Below are 18,527 nucleotides of genomic sequence, written 5' to 3'. Positions count from 1 at the left end.
TGTTGTGTTGTAATTCTGCCGATAAGAAAACAACAACTAATACCGACAGTACAATTATATCCACAGCAGACAGCACCACCAGTTTAGCTGAGGAAGATTCCACAGGGCTGAGCTTCGATATGGTAATCGACTCTGTTTATCAGCACTCGCCTAAAAATGTTTTTCAAAACTTAATGAAAGGCCATCGCAGGTTTTCGAAGGACTCGTCTTTTGTTTACAACTCTGACAATAAAATCCCGGATTCGCTGGCCAGGATAAAGCCTGTCCTGGTCATGACAGATATTGATCTTGGTCAGTCTGTCGAAAAGATCTTTGATCTGAGACGCTCGATGTTGATGCAGCTGTCAAGCCCTGCCTGCCTGGTTGATCCCAAACAGATTGCGGTGATGGAATATGCGGTCAATTATAGTGGTACAAAGGTTATCCTCGTCCTTTCCAGCAGTAATAGTCGTATTATTGGTGCTGCGGTAGACAATGTGCAAACTGCAAATTTCGCAAGTATTGTAAACGAGCTCTCGCAAGCCACAAAATCAGCGCCGGAATTTGCAGATCGTTCTTCTGCCAATAAAGATTTTGTAAATAACATTGCACAGAGCCAATCGAGGCTTACTCTGGAAAAGATCCTTCAAAGCAGTCCACAGATAAAAATGCTGGCAGACAGTGGGAAGGTGGTTTTAAAAAGTGCATTTTTTGATGCTGGCAAACGTTCTGTGACCATTTTGGACCGTGAAGCTCCATTGAACCCATCCGCTAAAAAATAGACCGTATGGCCATATTATTGAATGCAGAAAGCATGTTTGCGCTGCCGCTCAGCAACCCGGTGCTCATCTTTTCGCTGGTGCTGTTTATCATTTTATTTGTGCCCTTGCTGCTCAACAGAATTAAAGTTCCATATGTCATTGGGCTCATTCTGGCCGGCGTGGCAGTTGGTGAACACGGGGCCAATCTACTCCGGCGTGACAGTAGCATTGTCCTCTTTGGAACGGTTGGCCTGATCTACATCATGTTTCTGGCCGCACTGGAAATTGACATGAAGGAATTCAAAAAAAACAGCTCAAAAAGCCTGATTTTTGGAGTCTTTACTTTTGCCGTACCCATGCTGATTGCGGCCCCGGCTGCCAGATTCCTGCTGGGTTTCAGCTGGATTTCCAGTATCCTGTTTGCAAGTATGCTGGCCTCGCACACACTTATCTCCTACCCCGTCGCAGCGCGTTTTAATGTGCACAAAACAAAAGCTGCCATCATTGCAGTCGGCGGAACAATCATTACCGATATCCTTTCTCTACTCGTGCTGGCTGTTATTGCCAAGATGAGCCAGGGCGAGATCAATCAAGCTTTTTGGATTCAGCTGATTGTATCCGTTATCGTGTTTGCATTGATTGTCTGGTTTGTGTTTCCAATTATTGCACGCTGGTTCTTCAAGCATTTTGACGATAGCATCGCACAGTACACCTTCGTGCTGGCAATGGTGTTTCTGGGTTCCTTTTTGGCAGAACTTGCAGGGATTGAACCTATTATTGGCGCTTTTCTCTCCGGACTTGCATTGAATAGGCTGATCCCGCATCATTCACCTTTAATGAATAGGATTGATTTTGTCGGCAACGCGCTTTTCATTCCTTTCTTTCTGATTGGCGTGGGCATGCTCGTCGACATTCAAGTTCTTTTTAAAAGTGCGGAATCATTGAAAGTAGCGGGCATTATGACCGTTGCTGCCTTGGGGTCAAAGTGGCTTGCGGCGCTAGTAACGCAGAAATCATTTAAAATGAACGGCGATGAACGGACGCTGATCTTCGGCCTGAGTGCAGCGCGGGCAGCGGCAACGCTTGCAACAGTTCTTGTGGGGTATAACATCATTATCGGCCAAAATGAATTGGGGGAGCCCATTCGCTTATTGAATGAAGATGTGCTTAATGGCTGTTTGATCATGATATTGATCACCTGCACCATCGCTTCGATCGAGACTAGCCGGGCGTCGGTCAAGTTAGCCCGTAAACTGAATGAAGGTGCCAATCAGGCGGCCGGAGAGGGAACACGGAATATCTTAATCGCAGCCTCTAAAGAAGATACGATTGATCCGATGATCGAGCTGGCACTTTTGATGCAGCCCAGAAAACACGAGCAGAATATTTTTGTGCTGTCTGTGATCAGTTCAGAAACCGTAGACCGTGAGTCGGAAGAACGACGGTTAAGGAAATATCAGGATAGAATGGTCACCACAGCAGCGGCAACGGATGTGATCGTATCGCCGCTGATCCGCTATGACGTTAGTTACGCTTCCGGCATTCAACACACACTTGAAGAGAAAAGGATCCATGAAGTGATTATCGGTCAGCAAAAAGATGAGAAAGAACGTGGTTCGGTAACCGGATTAAAATCGCAAAAACTTCTGGCCAGGTGCCCGCAGATTGTTTACCTGATCCATGGCATGCAGCCTCTAAACACAATTGAAAAAATAACGGTTGTATGTTCGGACCGGGTTGAGCTGGAAGCCTCGTTCCCGATGTTGATTGAGCGGATATCGACCATCGGCAAACAGCTCAATTGTGATGTACACTATTACAGCACTGAGACTACGCTTGCCTCAATCCAGGCATACAATCAGGCCAATAAGGGGCCCGGTGCGCAGTTCACGGTTTTTGACGATTGGAGTGATTTCTTGATCCTTTCCCGAGACGTTCGAACGGAAGATCTGTTTATTGTAATATGCGCTCGTCCCGGTAATATAAGTTATCATGACGCCTTGGATGAAGTTCCACGGCATCTGGCCAAATATTTCAGTGCTTATAATTATCTCTTGATGTACCCGGATCTTCCAGCTAATTTTTCCGCGCAAACTGCTCAAACAGAACGTACTGGGGAAATACTGCAAAAAGGGATTAACCAAATTAGTAAAACTGGTGATAAACTGATCCGCAACATTTTGAAACCCGGAAATTGAGCTGAATATACGAGCCAAAACCAATTTCCCAGACCCGTTCATTTATGAAATACTTCCTGATCATGGCTTGTTTTGGGCTGCTTGGATGCCAAGACCATCACAGCTCGCAGCAGCTGAAGCTTCGTGAACAGCAAATTTCTTAAAGGGAAAAGGACTTTTCTCTCAAACTGGCAGATGATCAGTGTCTTCTTGAAATGGAGCGAAGCTTGCCTGCAAAGCAAGACACATTTTCAGCAATTCCAAATGTCTCCGAGATTTCCATGGCACTCCTGCCAGACGCCAGCATCCTAGTTACTTCCTGCTTAAAATCGGCATCATAAATCTTTCGGGTCCTAACCCCTTTCTGAACTCCCATTTTGCATCATGCATGTGCGAAAATGTGTGCCGCTTTTTGCTGTCACCTCAAAAATACCCCTATGGGGGTATTGCTTGCCGGCCCTTCACTGAGCAACATTTGTGCAACCCAAATTCATATTGAATAAAAATACATCAACCTACTGCAGCTGTCCAAGATCTATACCAGCCGCGCCATAGGTGATACTCTGCTTACGCCGGTATTTGCTATTTATCAAAACTCCTTTCAAAGCAAAAAATGAAAAGACTTTTACTTGTCTTGACTCTAGTCACTCTTATTTCCGGTTCCTGTACAAAAAAGACCGCTGTAGATGTGCAGCCGGAGGAAGATAAAGGCACTATACTTGGAAAAAAAACACATGTTTTAGAAACTAATACCATAATTACATCGGATAGTGTCCATTTTTCACTCAATAATTCCGCAAGGTATAAACCGCAGGTTGATGATATTGTAATTGCTAATCCTACCGCTGAAAACGAATTTGGATTTATGTCCAAAATAGTCCGGATTACGCCTGGTACCTCCCAGACGACATACCAAACCGTACCGGCAGGATTAAATGAAGCATTTGAACAGCTTTACATAAAAACCTCCTATTCGGATTCCTCTTTAATTGATGGTAATCTGAGAACCAGTTCTCTGATTGACTATTCTTTTGGTGATGGAATCGGGCAAGTAGATGGACTTACATATTCCGGTCGGCTAAAGATAAATCTCCAGCGTGTAGACATCGAATATGTAAAAAACAAAGGATTCTTTGAGCCTGAGAAAATGCTCATACAAGCAGTGATGAATTCAGAAGGAAGTTCATTCCAAATTGCAAACCAATCGGACAAACCTGTGAAAGTTGCTAAGGAAAAAACTTTAAAGAGAATTAGGCTACCTGTTATACGAGTCCCGATTCCAGGGACACCAATTTTTATTTCCTTGGCACAAATAATTAAATTAAATGTACTGCCCATCACTGTATCAGGAAAAGCAAAATGGAAGATCTCCCCACTGATGACAGCAACTGCTGGAACTAAATACGAAAATGATGTATGGTCCAATGTCAGTTCCTACAAAATCAACAATTCTCTGATAAACATGCTGCTTTCTGATTTCAGCAAAGATTTCAGCATAACGGCCTCTGGTACTATTTTCAAACCTATCTATGAAATTGCACCATATGGACTTGAAGCTTTGAAAGGCTTTTTCGAAGTACCTAGTGGTTTCGATTTTGTTATGCAGCAAAAATCGCCTAATGTTTCGCTGGACTATAAACTGGATGTTACTGGTGGGATCAAAACCAATTTCTGGTTTTCAACACCCACCTCGTATAGCATGAGCAGTAGTATGGTAAACAAAAGATTAATTGAAGCAGATTTCCTTAAAATAGATTCACCGCTGATCACATTTAACGGTGATTGCGGTGCTCCCCAAACCCCCAACAGGAACTATTCTACGATGGTGTCCTTTGAGGTAAGCGATATTTTTGACTTGGAAAATAATATGGGCTGGCAGATAGTAGAAAAAGTCGGTAATCAGAATCCCGTAACCTTTTCAGCTCCCAGATCCTCTGACGGAAATATCAGTTACAGGGCATGTATCAATTTTGGAAACACCCTCAAAAGCATTCCAGTCACCATATACTTAAAAGCAAAAAACGGTTTCGAGTCTAATCATCTGAATTTTGCATTTATCAAGCCGGAAGAAGGAAAGGATCCGCAACGTATTCAAATCGTTAGCGGAGATAAGCAGCTCGATACTCCCGGAAAGGAATTGGCCAAACCCCTGATAGTTAAAGTTACTGATGCAAACGGAGATCCCGTGGAAGGAGTTGCAGTGGAATGGCGGATAAAAAATGGATCGGGTGGGTCACTCACTACGGCAGATATTGCAACCAATGCGCAGGGACTTGCTGAGGCTAAATGGAAGCTAGGCACGACAGGAATACAAGAGGTAGAGGTATCCGCAAAAAAGAAAAACTTTTATCCGCTGGATGGATCCCCGCTCAAATTCACCGTGGACCCGGGAGAAATACGTAGCCGGTTGCTGGGAAAATGGATTCTGGAAAAAAGCAACATCTACTGGGCTGGGCCTGACAAAGCCCCCTCAACTCAGCTTTATAAAAACAAGATTTTTGAATTCTTTGACGACGGATCTTATAAGTCTACCACCTATTCCAGGCCCGGAGTCACCTCTAGGTTTACCACAGGTCCGACTTTCATTAAAATCAGTGGTTTAGGCACAGATGTGCAACAACATTCCGTGACGTTCTCCGAAGACAATAAACAAATGTTTTTCAAAGGCAGTAATACTGGTTATTTGCTAGAAATGTTTTTTACTAAATGATATTAACAAAAACGGCAAATCCCCTTTTACTGAGCATGAGGCATTCTCTGTCCCTGGGACGGCATCTGTTGAAAAGTTGTCGATTGTATGTAATTTGCCCCGATGGAATCGATGCCAACAAATTATTCAGTTTTAGCTGTCCGGGAATGGGCGCGCTCACTTCTGCATCTGGCATACTTTCCTTAAGCAAATTTAACATGGCTGCGCATCCGTTACTCTCAACTCTCCAGTCCAGGCACGACTTTCCATCGTCTGAATTCGAAAAATTCCTCGCTCTTTTTCAACCGCGAAATATTGCTAAAAATGAAATGCTTTTTCATCAGGGAGAGGTTGTAAAGCAGCTTATGTTTATTTTAAAAGGTTGCATGCGCCAATATCACCTTACGCAGGAAGGCATTGAGAGGACTATATTTTTCGCAGAAGAGGGATGGTGGTGTGGTGAAATGGATAGCTTTATCAACCGGACACCTTCTACCATGAGTATGCAGGCACTCGAAGATTGTGAGGTTCTATCCATTGATCTGGAAAACTGGGAGCACGCTACCCGGACTATTCCGGATTATGCGCTTTATCAAATAAAAAACAGGGGCCGTAATGTCGCATGGCTTAAAAACCTGCTCAGCAACATGGCCACTGAGACACCGGATGAAAAATACAGAAGGATCCTGAAGGAAACACCTCACTGGATAAACCGTCTTCCGCAGTACCACATCGCAAGTTACCTGGGTGTTACACCGGAAACGCTCAGCAGAATTCGGAAAAGAAATATGCATTTGTGAAATTTCTTGATTTGAATCAACTTTTTAAAAGATTTCAAAGACTTGATTTGTATGCCATAAAAAAACATATGTTATGAAACCCTTTGAAATAATAAATCTGGGCAATGGTCTGGAAATCCATTTTTGTTTGGACGCTACTGATACGAATGCACAATTCACCATGTTTAAAGCAGTAATTCATCCCAATGCAAAAGTACCTGCTGCTCATTATCACGAAAATTTTGATGAGACTATTTACGGACTTAAAGGGTCGCTGACACTAACGGTTGATGATCAGATTATCACTCTTGGACCGGGCGACTTTCATTTTGTCAAAAGAGGAAGAGTTCACAATTTCATCAATCAGACGGATGAAACCGTTGAAGTCCTTGCTTTTGCCAATCCTGGTGTTCTGACAGCGAATTACTTCAAAGACCTATTAGGGATATTCGAAGCTGGCGGTCCGCCCGATATGGGCAAGCTTAAAAGCACAATGCTGGAATACGGACTTGTTCCGGTTGTCAGCTAACACCTGTTATTTCTTGATTTTTTACCAGCCGTTTAAAGACGGTTAGGGATTTCTATATCCAAATTTTTCGGTAGGAATATTTGGATGTCGCCTGATATTATGGAAGAACCCATCTCAAAAAAGGTTTGCTAAAGTTCGCTCAATGGGAATTTTGAAATAGTAATATCCATTTCTCACTATCTGTTAACTGGTATAAAAACACGGTCAAGTTAGTCCAAAATAGTATGGTCAGTCTAAACTAAATTATGGTGGTCATACTCCCGAATTCTCCAAAATACATAATAATTATAGCCTTTCTAATTTTACGCAAACCCTCATGTCTTATGAAACCATCCGCTATTACATGCGTAGCATTGTGCATAGCCCTGCTTGCGTGCTCGGTGCTGACTTCCTGTGTTTTCGAGCGAAGTAAAGATTTGATAGCTCCTAAAACCAGGCCTCAGGAATATTCGCCAAACATCCGCTGCACGGTCGACAATCAGCCGTGGCTGGCCGATTATGCCGGTACTGCTTCCAGTATCATGCAGTCACAATACCTGGCAGATAGCAATTTTCTCACATTCAGCGGATTCGCAAGTTATGGGACGGATGCGGCATTGGGAATTGAATTCTTTTTGAAAGATATCAACCTATCCAAGGCTGTGCTGCATAAACCTAGCAAAGTAATATTTGCCGGCCCCCTTGCCACTAATTCAACCGTTGCGATACAAATCGCAGGGCCAGATGGTTTCAAATACCTGACAACGCCAGATGGAAACGGGAAGAGTTTTATCACATGGGAAGTGGTTGAAAGAGGAAGTGCCTATTTGATCGTAAAGGGGTCTTTCCAGGCTTATTTTTCCCAATCAGGTTCTAGAAAACATAGCATCCGGCACGGTGAATTTGAGATACGGGTAAATGTCGACCGGCCCTGATGCTTTGGGGCGATTCGGGTTACAGCTGGTATTCTGGCAGGCAAACCCATGAAAAAGATTAGTACGCTTTTTAGTGGCAAAGAAAAAAACGTAACAGAAGATAAAATAGAGCTACCTGATTTCGATTTATTCGTCAGTGAATTTATTCCAGCTGGGTTTGAAGATCATTCTGAGTGATTGATCTTTTGTAAAATAAGCGACCATCCAATTGAACAAAGTCCTGAAACGGTTCTTTTTGGTGATCAGCGAGATAAGGTGCACAAATAACCAGGCAAACCAGGCAATCATACCATTGAAATGTACTTTTGGTTTGGGCAGGTCTGCCACCGCTTTCATTCTGCCAATAATGGCCATGGAACCTTTGTCAACATATTTGAAGGGCTTCAAAGGCTTATTTTCAATCAGAAGTTTAAAATTTTTCGCCAGGCGCTTGCCTTGCTGAATCGCTACCTGTGCAACTTGCGGATGCCCGTTGACAAAATCAGGATCGGTCATTTGCAGACAGATATCACCTATCGCATAAATGTTTTCCGTTGCGTTTACTTTGTTGCGTTCATCCACGAGCAACCGCGCACCTCTTCCGTAACTTTCGGCCAATATGCCATCAAACAACTTACCTGTGACGCCAGCAGCCCAAATCAAGTTTTTGGTTGAAATGGTTTCATCATCGGGAAGTATCACGGTATCATTCACAAAATCTTTGACGCGGCAATTTAACCTGACCTTCACACCTAAAAGCCGCAGCTGATCATAGGTCTCCTTTTGCGATTTTTCACTCATGGGCGAAAGCAGTTCCCCAGCGCTTGTGAGCAGATAAATCTCTCCACCCTTCCCTATCAGTTCAGGATATTCCTTCTGTAATATTCCGTTGCGCATTTCCGCAAACATACCGGATAATTCAACGCCCGTTGGGCCTCCTCCCGCTATGACAATGGTAAGCAATTTCCTGAGCTGATCGGGATCCTCTATAACGCTGGCCTGTTCCATCTGCCGTAAAAGCTTGTTGCGCATTTCCAGAGCATCGTCCAGTGTTTTCATTGAGATAGCATTATTTTTAAAATTATCGGAACCGAAATAATTGGTTTTTGCTCCCGTTGCAAAAACCAGATAATCATAAGTCAGCTCTCCACTCGATAATATGACTTTATTCTCCTCGGGGACCACACGCTGCAGATAACCTAATCGAAACTTTACATTTGTGAAATTCCGGAACAGTTTTCTGAATGGGTAACTAATGCTGGAAGGTTCCAGAAATCCTGTTGCCACCTGGTAAATCAGGGGAGGAAAAAAATTATAGTTGTTCTTGTCAACCAGGGTTATTTCAAATCGTTTGTCATTTCCTAAAGAGCGGGCCAGGTTCACTCCGGCAAAGCCACCACCTACTATTACTATCTTCATTTCAAATGGGTTGGTTTGTTAAATGGCACTAAATCTTGTTGAGACAGATATTTAAGCTTCCACAGCTTTCAGGTATTTTTTGTTTTTCATTCTCAGGTACACGCCGTTTGTCCATCCGAACCCTTCCTGGACCTCATATTCTCCCCCACCCGCTATAAGATTGGTGTCTGAAACATTGTATTTTTCCAACATCTTTCCGGAATGCTTGAACTCCTTGTCGATCAATCTAAGCCATTCATCCGATATTTCGTCTGCGGTCTCGTGGAAGTTATAATTACGCAGTCCTTTGTATGTGATCCAGTGTAAGGGTGCCCAACCATTGGGTGCATCCCACTGCTGGTTGGACCGGACCTTGGTTGTGAGCAGACCGCCGGATTTCATAAAGTACAATCGGATGTACCCCTTCACAGACTTCGCCTGTCTGCCGGATGCAAGTTTAAAAAACAAAGGAAAAGCGCCTGCCAGTGTCACGTGTTTTGTAAAATCACGCCTCTGAAAATCATAGTCCATATAAAATTTCTTCTTGTCGTCCCAGAAATACGTCTGGATAGCAAGGGCACGTCTGGCCGCTTTTTGTTCATATGCAAGATGCATTTCCCTGTCGTCTGTTAGCAAATAAGCTTCTGCCAGCGTTTTTTCCAGAAAATACATCAGGCAATTCAGATCAACCGGTAATATGTCGGTGGTATGAACTGTTGAGAAATCATGTTCGTCTGCGAACCAGCGGCTGCTGAAATCCCAGCCGGATTCGGCTGCCGCCCTGATATGGCGGTATGTGTCCTGGGGAGCTAAACCGTACTTTTCCCATGCTTCATGTCCCAGCTCCACATCCTCGTGGTAAGATTCCGGCCTTGGGGTGGAACGATCATCCCAATATCTGTTTAAAATAGCTCCATCTGGCAAATTCACGAGCCTCCTATTCGCACTAAAAGGTTGGCTTGAATCGCCTGCATCCATCCAGTAGTCGTACTCATGCTGCATATGCGTCAGATATTTTGTCAGGATGTGCTTTCCCTTTATATCGCTATACAGTTTGAGCATCAATGAAAAGAATGGCGGCTGCGACCGGCTTAAATAATACGTGCGGTTAGCGGTTGGAATAAATCCGAAGGTTTCAATGAGATATGCGAAATTGTTGATCATATGCCCGATCAGGTCAGTTTTGCCCGACTCTTTTAATCCCAGCATTGTAAAATAAGTGTCCCAGTAATATATCTCCCTGAAGCGCCCGCCCGGAACAACATAAGGATGTGGAAGTGGAATAAGCGAACAGCCACTCTCCTGATCATCAGGTTGCCGTGTAAGTACGGCCCATAGCTTTTCTAAGTGCTCAGAGACAGTTCCCTGTTTGTTTGCAACGAATGTGGAAGCAATGTGGTCAGGAATGCGAAAATTTGATTTGACAAAACCGGCAATATCAAATCCAGGTTGTTGCTTTTCCTGGTCATATTCATCCATAATTAATGGGGGATCTTTAAGCGGAATTGCGTCAGCAAATGTTTTGGAATCCTCAAATAGATGACTGTTCTGAACGTCGGCGAATAACGTTCCGAAAATTTCCTCGGGAGATGCATACGAACGTTTGGAAGTAACCGAAGGGAAAATATATTCTTTCAAAATAATATTGATTAGGTCATCAAACTGACATGAAATAGTAAACTCTGAGTGCTTGGTAGAATTCGTACATGGAATTACAAAAAGTACTTCCTTAACTATTACCAATAATGATACCAGTAGTTAATCCAGAAGTAAAATCAGAGTAGGTATACTTTATTGCATGTAGAAACAGGGTTACTTACCCTGCCGACATTGGCTGGCAGCATAAAACCGGATATAGAAAATTCAATTGCATACATTGCTGCCGGAGAAACGACAACTGGCTCAAATAAAACTTTTAACAATTTAATAATCAGTTGTTTGAATATGATATTCGTAATTATCGCCAATGTCTAATTACCTGATATATTTGTCATGTAAGGCAAATCAGGTAGTTAATGAAAAAGAAATTCGTATTTAGAAAAACCCAACAAATCGCCTATCCAAATCCAGGATTATTAAAAGTCTAATGTTTTTCTAACCTTAAAACGCGACCCTTGGCACGGCTGTAATTTTTTTAAATTGATGATACAATTAAGTTATCACCGTTCACTTTTTTTTGTAATTGTAAATTTCACCCGACTACCAGAAATTTTGAAAGTGATTGCATTATTCTAATCCCAATTTAATATGTCGGAAATAGTATTCTAAAATGCCTGAGCGAAAAATATCAATTGATAAGTCTTGCTGGATTATAAAACGTTTACCTAGTTGCGTTATTCATCGTAAACACGCTAATCTGAGCCAACAAGAATTCAGATCAAACATAATTATAATCCAATGATCGTTTTTGTTAGAGAAAGTATGACTGGTGTTAGGTTTATATGGGTATACTTAGCTAGCTAATATCGCTTACAAAATATGTTTGATTTCAAGTCCATTCATATTTTATTTTCAATAGTTTATATGTGTCCGACGGTATACATATCATGCAGGAAATAAATGATTTTAGTGATTGAGTTATTAAAATGAATTAAGAGATTCTGATTATTCAACCAAGGGCTTGATCGTAATAATACCAGAAATGGAAGATGATAAGGATTGCAATTGCAAGTCTAATGTAATTCTAATTTAATAAATGAAAACGTGGCATGGTAATGCTTATCATATCGTCATCAAAGTTTTATTAAATTATAAAAATTATGAAATTACCTACCAGAGAATTAATTCATAGACTATCATCCATCTCGAACGGGCCTTGCATATCTATCTATATGCCTACGCATAGGACTCATCCAGACAATGGGCAGGATACAATTCGTTTTCAAAATCTGCTTAAAGAATTGGAGGCTTCATTATCCCAGAAATATTCAGTGGGGGAAGTAAGATCGTATTTGCAGCCTTTTGAAAACATCAAGGAAGACAGAGACGTTTGGAACCAGAATTTGGACGGTCTTGCGGTTTTTTATTCAAAAGATGTTTTTGAATTGGTACGTATACCTGTCATAGTTACTGAGCTGGTGGTTGTGTCTGATAGCTTTCATACTAAGCCCCTGCGCAAGTATCTACAAACAGAAGACCGGTTTCAGATTCTTGGATTAAGTCTGCACGAAATGCGCTTATACGAGGGGAACAGACATTCTGTTTCAGAAATTGAATTAGGTAATGATGTTCCAAAAACAATACAGGATGCCTTAGGGGACGAATTGACGGAAAAACACACCACCGTTGCCTCTTATGGCGGAGTTGGCGGGGGAAGTGGAAACATGCACCACGGGCATGGATCTAAAAAGGATGAAACCGATATTGACGCCGAGCGGTTTTTCAGGGTTGTGGCCGATACGGTTTATGAAAAATTCTCAAAAGAATCTGAACTACCACTCATATTAGCAGCTCTTCCCGAGCACCACAACCTCTTTAACAAAGTTAACAAAAACCCGTTCTTGCTTGAAAGCGGGATTGCACTGAACCCCGACGCGCTTTCAGCTGACAAGCTGGCCACGATGGCGTGGGAAGTAATGGAACCTGAATATAATCAAAGGTTAAAGAGTTGGTCTGAAAAAGCAGGTCAGGCAATTGCCGACCAAAAAGGCAGTGATTTGATCAGTGACATTGTGGCTGCCGCAACAGAAGGCCGAGTAGAAACCTTGTTGATTGAATCAGACCTGATATTGCCTGGTAAAATAGTGGATGAAGTCAGTGGACGTGTGGAAACCGGCGAGCTTTCAAATCCTGAAACAGATGACCTGCTGGATGACATCGGAGAAATCGTTGAAAAAATGGGTGGAAGAGTCTTAGTAATACCTGCCGATCAAATGAAATTTGAGTCAGGCTGCGTAGCACTTTACAGGTATTGACAGAAGACTTATTAGCAAAGCATTTAAGAATTAAAAAATCAGAAATATGACCATTCAATTTAACACAGATAAAAATATTACTGGAAGCGAGCAAAAGAGCGCTCCGCTTATCGATTTCCTTACGACTGACCTGGCTAGGTTTAGTAAGCATATTACCCGTCTAGAAGTACATCTTTCGGACGAAAATGGGCACAAAGAGGGTCAAAATGATATTCGTTGCTTAATTGAGGCCAGGCTTGAAGGTCGGCAGCCCATTGCTGTTTCAAACGATGCAAATAATGGCTCGTTGGCTGTCCGTGGCGCGAGCGAGAAGCTTAAAAATGCCCTTGAAACGGTTATTGGAAAAGCCAGAAACCATTAAATGTGCAGGTTGGCCCCAGGTGTGAATATTGCACCCGGGGCATTCCTTGACCAATACCCATACTTTTAAGCTCATTAGTAACAATGGTAAAAACAATCTACCCAAATTTTTTCCAAAAATTCTTCCAGTCCAGCTCTGCAGGAGGCATTCTGTTGATGACTTGCGTAATAATTTCCCTTCTTATTGCCAACTTGGGGGCAGGACGTGGCTTTGAGGAATTATTGTCCACGCAAATTGGCAGCGAAATGGCAGGAATAAACTTGCGATATCCTGTATTGCTTTGGATAAATGACGGATTAATGGCGATTTTCTTTCTTTTTGTAGGCCTGGAAATCAAGCGGGAGATGATCGAAGGGGAACTTTCATCTGTTAAAAAGGCCTCTCTTCCCATTTTGGCCGCATTAGGCGGAATTTTCCCCCCGGCCTTAATCTATCTGGCGTTTAACGCGGGTACTCAGACAGCCGATGGCTGGGCAATACCGATGGCAACAGACATCGCTTTTGCCCTGGCGATTATTTCTATGCTGGGAAAACGCGTACCGTCATCCTTAAAGATTTTTCTTTCGGCACTGGCTATCGTTGATGACTTGATAGCAATCCTGGTCATTGCTGTTTTTTATTCTGCTGATATTCAATTTACTTACCTATTATATGCGTTCGGTATTTTTGTTTTCCTATTAATACTTAACAAGCTAAATGTTACATCTCTGGCTGCATACCTGATCCCGGGGCTCTTTATCTGGTACTTCATCCATCATTCGGGGGTACATGCCACCATTGCCGGAGTGCTAACGGCTTTGGCGATACCAACTAATAAAGATGCAACTCTATCCCCTTTGGTAAAATTGGAACATGCTTTGCTGAATCCAGTCAATTTTATCATCATGCCCATTTTTGCGCTGGCTAACACCAACATTGCCTTCGCAGCAAATATGGTTTCCGGGCTTACAACACCGCTGGGAATAGGTATAATCGCCGGGCTTGTTATTGGTAAAACAGTAGGCATAACCCTTTTCTCATGGCTTGCTGTCAAAATTCGGGTTGCAAGAATGCCTGAGCATTCTACATGGATGCACATTATTGGCGTAGGGATGCTTGGCGGTATAGGTTTTACTATGTCCATATTTATTGCCCTGCTTTCTTTTTCTGGAAATGAATCAATCCTCTCAGAGGCAAAGTTCGCCATATTAACTGCTTCGGTCATTTCCGGATTGATTGGTTTTCTCTGGTTAAGAAAAGTAGGAAATGCATCAGGCAACTCGGCAAATGAAATACCTGCACTGTAAATATCTCATTAATATCGGCTCCAAGAGCAGACTATGTTTTTCATTCACAAACAGTTAATTTCCTTCAAGGTCTACGATGGAGATAAAGTCAGGGGTATGGTTAAGCAGTGTTTGGACACCGGTTTGAACGTATATGGAAGGTTTTACGTAAGTGACCAACATCACAAGCGTTGCCCCGTCAATAGCTTAAATAAGCTATTTGCATGTACCCAAAATCATTTGTAGATATTTTCTTATCAGAATTGTTTGCGGGATTAATAGTGGCCACTGCGTCCGGACAATGAGACATAGGTGCGATACGCAAAGACTACTGCATCGCTTTGATCCACGCTTTAAGCAAATCCAGGCTCTCGGTATGAACCACCTTGCGACCAAGTTCGGGCATCATAGCCCCGGGATCAGTCGAATGCAGGCGGTAGATCAGGATTGACTGCTCAGGTTTGCCCGGAACGATGTCGAAGGCACGACCGCCCGACCCTCGCCCGGCTGCTACCGGCGATTTCAAAATGCCTAATGCAGTCGGATTTTTTTCCGAGTAGCTCAGGTTTAGCCCGGACGTCATCGCTGGTCCGTCAGGATTGTGACAATGGGCGCAGTTGATGTCGAGCCAGGTCCTTGCCCGGTCATTGAGCGAGCCCGTTTCCGGTTTGTTCCAAACCGGAGCTTTCGGGCAGTCGGCCAGAGCGGGCATTCCCGTGAGCATTCCCGTCCGCTGCCAGTACAGGAGTTGATTTTCGGATGCCGGACTCCCTTTGTAAATAAAATTACCATTCAGCTGACGTACCGACGGGCCGATTGGCACCATCACCTCCTTGCGGTTGTGGCACCCACTGCACTGGTTAAGGTTAGGGATGAGATAGTTTTGTTGACGTGTATTTCCCTGATCATCCACGTACTGTACAGCTTTGTTCTCGCCGGCCACTTCCAGCAATGCATCGTCCTGCTCCGTGTTCCAAACGTAAACCAGCGCCTTCCAACCTTCGGACTCATGAGTCAGTAACCTCGTTTCCAGCAACCGTCGGCCTTTGCTCTGGTTCCGGAAATCGTTGGGATAATAGAACGTTTTGATCAGTGTGGTACCCACAGGAAAATTCAAAACTGCAGTGTCATTGTAAATAACAGATTTTCTCGAAGGCAGTTTGATAAACCTTAGCTTTTCGGCATAATCCGAAAACAGAGGCGTGTTGAGCGTATAGGGCACCACGCCAGGTGCCGGGTGCTGCCGCGAGATATCCCCAATAAAAAAGCCATAGTCCGATAACTTCTCGGGTACCACCTTAGTTTGCCAGCTGGCCAGCGTCAGCCAAAAGGTGAGCAGTAAGGCCCCTAACAGGAAAATCTTTTTAACGGACATTGACAGTCGAAGCCTTTAAGGGTACGAGCTGGCAATCAAATGGTTTTTGGTCATAAGACATGTTTTTGAAACCGCCTCCCGCATCCAGATTAATCAGGCTTTGATCCTTATTATTTTGAATGCAAATGCGCAGGTCGGACTGCAATTTTCCATCTTTGTCCAGCTTTGCCGAATCAGAAATGCCATCAAGCAGAATGTGAGGAATCTGTTGGCCTGTTTGCCGGATCGTCTTAAAAAGCCCATCCCATGAACCACGCAAAATTGCCGCCGGGCCGGGGTCGCGCTCATAGACATTGTCATGAACGGAAATCGCCGTCGAAAATGGGTAGTAGGATTTATCCTTGATAGGTAGGCCGGTGAACAAATAGCTGATGATGCCCGTGCCTACGCTTTGATTGCGGATGAACCGGTTATTGAATACCTCCACTCCGGTAGCCGCCATAATCAGCATGCCGGTCCCGTCCGCTACGCTGGCGACAATGTTACCTTCCGGAGCAAAATTTCGCAGGTTATTGTCGTGAATGTAGTTGTTGAAAACCCTTACATTCCCTCCCCTCTTTTGTACCAGATCGGGCAGATCGAATACCAGGATTCCGCCTGTATTTTCGTAAGCCTCATTGTCGAACACATCCGCATGAAGCGAATTCTCTATTTCTATGCCTGCCACATTATGGTATGCTTTGCTATTTTTGACAACAATCCCCCGTGATTGCCCTACATAGATACCTGCATCGGAAGCTCCAATGGCGGTACAACCATCGATCAGCACATTTTCGCACTGAACCGGATACAACCCGTAACCACCGTTTTCGGGTTTAGGGCCTTCTGTCCACTCAACTTTCACGTTACGGAAAGTTATGCCTTTCACGTTCATCGTCTTGATGCCATCACCCTTGGAATCCTGCACAGTCAGGTTTTCTATTACAATGCTTTCGCCATTCGATACACGAAGTCCCTCTGCCCCGTCGGTCTGCCCTTTGAAACTGAGTACCGTTTTATCAATACCTTTTCCACTGATGACGATCCGTTTTTTATCCTGGAGCGACAAGCTGCCTGTGAAAGAGAATGTCCCCGCATCCAGCTCAATCGTGCTGCCGTCCTCAGCCATAATGAACTTGGTTTGGTAACGTTTTTGAATGCCTGGCTGTGCCATGACTTTACTTGCAAAAAGCATGGCGGTTAATATCAGTAAGGTTAGTTTCATAAGAGGGAGGGTTACGATTAAATTTCTAGGTTAAGAGGCTGGAAAACAGCGAATGTAGACAAACCTTTTTAATTGTTCAATAGCCTGTTTGAGCTATTAAATGCTCATTGATTTTGCAAAAGCCATTTTCTAATTTTAGCGATTCACCCAGACATAGTATTTCAGTTTGGAAGATCTTTTTCCTAAAACAAAACCCTAGTGAAAAAAGCTTTAAAAATCGCTTTGTTAAGCATGTTGGCACTGGCCGTGGTGCTGGTCGCTGCCGGATTTCTGTTTGTTTACAAAATCAAAAATGGCTTCCCGGCTGGCTTTGAAACCAATCAGCCAACAATTAACTTCCCAGCCGACAAACCTGCCCTGTTATTGTTTTCAAAAACGACAGGTTACCGGCATTCCCAGTCCATTGACGCGGCTAAAAAAGCGTTTCATCAAATGGCAGATAAAAATGGCTGGTTTGTCTATGAGACAGAAGAAGGAGGTGTCTTTAACGCTGAGCAGCTGAAAAAATTCAAAGTCATTATTATTAATAATTCAACAGGGCGGCTGCTGAATGCTGAACAGCAGCAAGCAGTTACGCAGTTCGTTGAATCAGGCGGCGCCTTAATGGGCATTCACGGCTCCGGCGACTTCTCTCATGATGACTGGCCCTGGCTGGTAACAAATATGGTTGGCGCCAGCTTTTCCCATCACCCATTAAATCCGCAACTACAAGCTGCCCAGGTCCACATCGAAAAAAATTCAGACTCAGCACTAATCAGCCGGTTGCCCGTGTCATGGACGCACACAGACGAATGGTACGTTTTCTTGTCCCAACCCAAAAACGCGCAGATTGTGGCTTACATCGACGGGGAAAAAATCCTTCCCAGCGGTAACATATTATTCATCACCGATAAAGATTTCGGAATGGGCAAATACCATCCCATTGCCTGGCACCGGGATGTGGGCCAGGGAAAAACATTTTATACCTCGATGGGCCACGATGCGGCAGTTTGGCAGGATGCTCGCTTTGTTGCTTTGCTAGAAAATGCCGTACGCTGGTCAATCCGGTAGTTTCTTATCACTGCAACACCCTCCTTACTGATGAGCTTGCTTTAATCTAAGATTCAAAACCCGGAACGCGTACATTCACCCGATGCTTTCGGGCTATTATGATGCTCCTTGGCCTGTTTTTCCATTCCACCTCAACCTATGTTCAAGCGGATT

At 43.6% G+C, this 18,527-nt stretch carries 14 protein-coding genes; 10 read left to right on the top strand and 4 right to left on the bottom strand.

Going from position 1 to position 18,527, the window contains the following annotated elements:
• Positions 1-2: 2 nt before the first annotated feature.
• The 6 genes from FBF61_RS14170 (at position 3) to FBF61_RS14145 (ending at position 7,828) form a co-directional block, all read left to right on the top strand.
• A complete protein-coding gene (locus tag FBF61_RS14170) occupies positions 3-761 on the top strand; it encodes a carbonic anhydrase (protein WP_166444526.1) in 759 nt (252 codons plus the stop codon).
• A 5-nt stretch (positions 762-766) separates the two neighbouring features.
• Complete coding sequence (locus tag FBF61_RS14165) at positions 767-2,938, top strand: cation:proton antiporter (protein ID WP_138478246.1); 2,172 nt, start codon at positions 767-769, stop codon at positions 2,936-2,938.
• Positions 2,939-3,530: 592 nt separating this feature from the next.
• Complete coding sequence (locus FBF61_RS14160) at positions 3,531-5,627, top strand: Ig-like domain-containing protein (RefSeq protein WP_138478244.1); 2,097 nt, start codon at positions 3,531-3,533, stop codon at positions 5,625-5,627.
• Positions 5,628-5,662: 35 nt separating this feature from the next.
• The gene (locus FBF61_RS14155; RefSeq protein WP_166444525.1) at positions 5,663-6,406 is read left to right on the top strand and encodes a Crp/Fnr family transcriptional regulator; all 744 of its coding nucleotides are present in this window, start codon (positions 5,663-5,665) and stop codon (positions 6,404-6,406) included.
• A gap of 73 nt (positions 6,407-6,479) precedes the next feature.
• Positions 6,480-6,914: a cupin domain-containing protein gene (locus FBF61_RS14150; protein ID WP_138478240.1), complete on the top strand. Its 435-nt coding sequence runs from the start codon at positions 6,480-6,482 to the stop codon at positions 6,912-6,914.
• A gap of 323 nt (positions 6,915-7,237) precedes the next feature.
• The gene (locus FBF61_RS14145) at positions 7,238-7,828 is read left to right on the top strand and encodes a hypothetical protein (RefSeq protein ID WP_138478238.1); all 591 of its coding nucleotides are present in this window, start codon (positions 7,238-7,240) and stop codon (positions 7,826-7,828) included.
• A 126-nt stretch (positions 7,829-7,954) separates the two neighbouring features.
• Here FBF61_RS14145 and FBF61_RS14140 read toward each other — a convergent pair whose 3' ends face one another.
• Both FBF61_RS14140 and treA read right to left on the bottom strand, forming a co-directional pair.
• Positions 7,955-9,226 carry an NAD(P)/FAD-dependent oxidoreductase gene (locus FBF61_RS14140; RefSeq protein WP_138478236.1) on the bottom strand — a complete coding sequence of 424 codons (1,272 nt, stop codon included), beginning with the start codon at positions 9,224-9,226 and terminating at the stop codon, positions 7,955-7,957.
• Between the two features lie 51 nt (positions 9,227-9,277).
• Positions 9,278-10,843, bottom strand: coding sequence for an alpha,alpha-trehalase TreA (gene treA / locus FBF61_RS14135; RefSeq protein WP_138478234.1), 1,566 nt, complete (start codon positions 10,841-10,843; stop codon positions 9,278-9,280).
• Between the two features lie 1,121 nt (positions 10,844-11,964).
• Between treA and FBF61_RS14130 the strand changes: the two genes are divergently transcribed.
• The 3 genes from FBF61_RS14130 (at position 11,965) to nhaA (ending at position 14,766) form a co-directional block, all read left to right on the top strand.
• Positions 11,965-13,119 carry a baeRF3 domain-containing protein gene (locus tag FBF61_RS14130; RefSeq protein WP_138478232.1) on the top strand — a complete coding sequence of 385 codons (1,155 nt, stop codon included), beginning with the start codon at positions 11,965-11,967 and terminating at the stop codon, positions 13,117-13,119.
• A 46-nt stretch (positions 13,120-13,165) separates the two neighbouring features.
• A complete protein-coding gene (locus tag FBF61_RS14125; protein ID WP_138478230.1) occupies positions 13,166-13,480 on the top strand; it encodes an HPF/RaiA family ribosome-associated protein in 315 nt (104 codons plus the stop codon).
• 83 nt (positions 13,481-13,563) lie between these two features.
• The gene (gene nhaA, locus FBF61_RS14120; protein ID WP_138478228.1) at positions 13,564-14,766 is read left to right on the top strand and encodes a Na+/H+ antiporter NhaA; all 1,203 of its coding nucleotides are present in this window, start codon (positions 13,564-13,566) and stop codon (positions 14,764-14,766) included.
• A gap of 307 nt (positions 14,767-15,073) precedes the next feature.
• On the opposite strand, the gene FBF61_RS14115 is transcribed toward nhaA, so the two are convergent.
• Positions 15,074-16,120 carry an SO2930 family diheme c-type cytochrome gene (locus tag FBF61_RS14115; protein WP_138478226.1) on the bottom strand — a complete coding sequence of 349 codons (1,047 nt, stop codon included), beginning with the start codon at positions 16,118-16,120 and terminating at the stop codon, positions 15,074-15,076.
• Positions 16,110-17,324 (bottom strand): parallel beta-helix domain-containing protein, encoded by a 1,215-nt coding sequence (locus FBF61_RS14110; RefSeq protein WP_138478224.1) that lies wholly within the window; start codon positions 17,322-17,324, stop codon positions 16,110-16,112. The genes FBF61_RS14115 and FBF61_RS14110 overlap by 11 nt, the downstream gene beginning before the upstream one ends.
• 198 nt (positions 17,325-17,522) lie before the next feature.
• Between FBF61_RS14110 and FBF61_RS14105 the strand changes: the two genes are divergently transcribed.
• Entirely contained in the window at positions 17,523-18,374 is an 852-nt protein-coding gene (locus FBF61_RS14105; protein WP_138478222.1) for a ThuA domain-containing protein, read from the top strand.
• Positions 18,375-18,527: the final 153 nt, after the last annotated feature.

It is taken from the genome of Dyadobacter bucti, from assembly GCF_005869225.1.
Taxonomy (GTDB): Bacteria; Bacteroidota; Bacteroidia; order Cytophagales; family Spirosomataceae; genus Dyadobacter; species Dyadobacter bucti.
Note: the sequence above shows the minus strand (reverse complement) of the source record. Positions and strands in the feature narration are given on the sequence as shown.

What these genes read in the sequence shown, in the direction of transcription:
- FBF61_RS14165 (WP_138478246.1), top strand. Translation starts at nt 767, where the DNA reads ATGGCCATATTATTGAATGCAGAAAGCATGTTTGCGCTGCCGCTCAGC.
- FBF61_RS14160 (WP_138478244.1), top strand. Translation starts at nt 3,531, where the DNA reads ATGAAAAGACTTTTACTTGTCTTGACTCTAGTCACTCTTATTTCCGGT.
- FBF61_RS14155 (WP_166444525.1), top strand. Translation starts at nt 5,663, where the DNA reads ATGAGGCATTCTCTGTCCCTGGGACGGCATCTGTTGAAAAGTTGTCGA.
- FBF61_RS14150 (WP_138478240.1), top strand. Translation starts at nt 6,480, where the DNA reads ATGAAACCCTTTGAAATAATAAATCTGGGCAATGGTCTGGAAATCCAT.
- FBF61_RS14145 (WP_138478238.1), top strand. Translation starts at nt 7,238, where the DNA reads ATGAAACCATCCGCTATTACATGCGTAGCATTGTGCATAGCCCTGCTT.
- FBF61_RS14140 (WP_138478236.1), bottom strand. Translation starts at nt 9,226, where the DNA reads ATGAAGATAGTAATAGTAGGTGGTGGCTTTGCCGGAGTGAACCTGGCC.
- FBF61_RS14130 (WP_138478232.1), top strand. Translation starts at nt 11,965, where the DNA reads ATGAAATTACCTACCAGAGAATTAATTCATAGACTATCATCCATCTCG.
- FBF61_RS14125 (WP_138478230.1), top strand. Translation starts at nt 13,166, where the DNA reads ATGACCATTCAATTTAACACAGATAAAAATATTACTGGAAGCGAGCAA.
- nhaA (WP_138478228.1), top strand. Translation starts at nt 13,564, where the DNA reads ATGGTAAAAACAATCTACCCAAATTTTTTCCAAAAATTCTTCCAGTCC.
- FBF61_RS14115 (WP_138478226.1), bottom strand. Translation starts at nt 16,120, where the DNA reads ATGTCCGTTAAAAAGATTTTCCTGTTAGGGGCCTTACTGCTCACCTTT.
- FBF61_RS14110 (WP_138478224.1), bottom strand. Translation starts at nt 17,324, where the DNA reads ATGAAACTAACCTTACTGATATTAACCGCCATGCTTTTTGCAAGTAAA.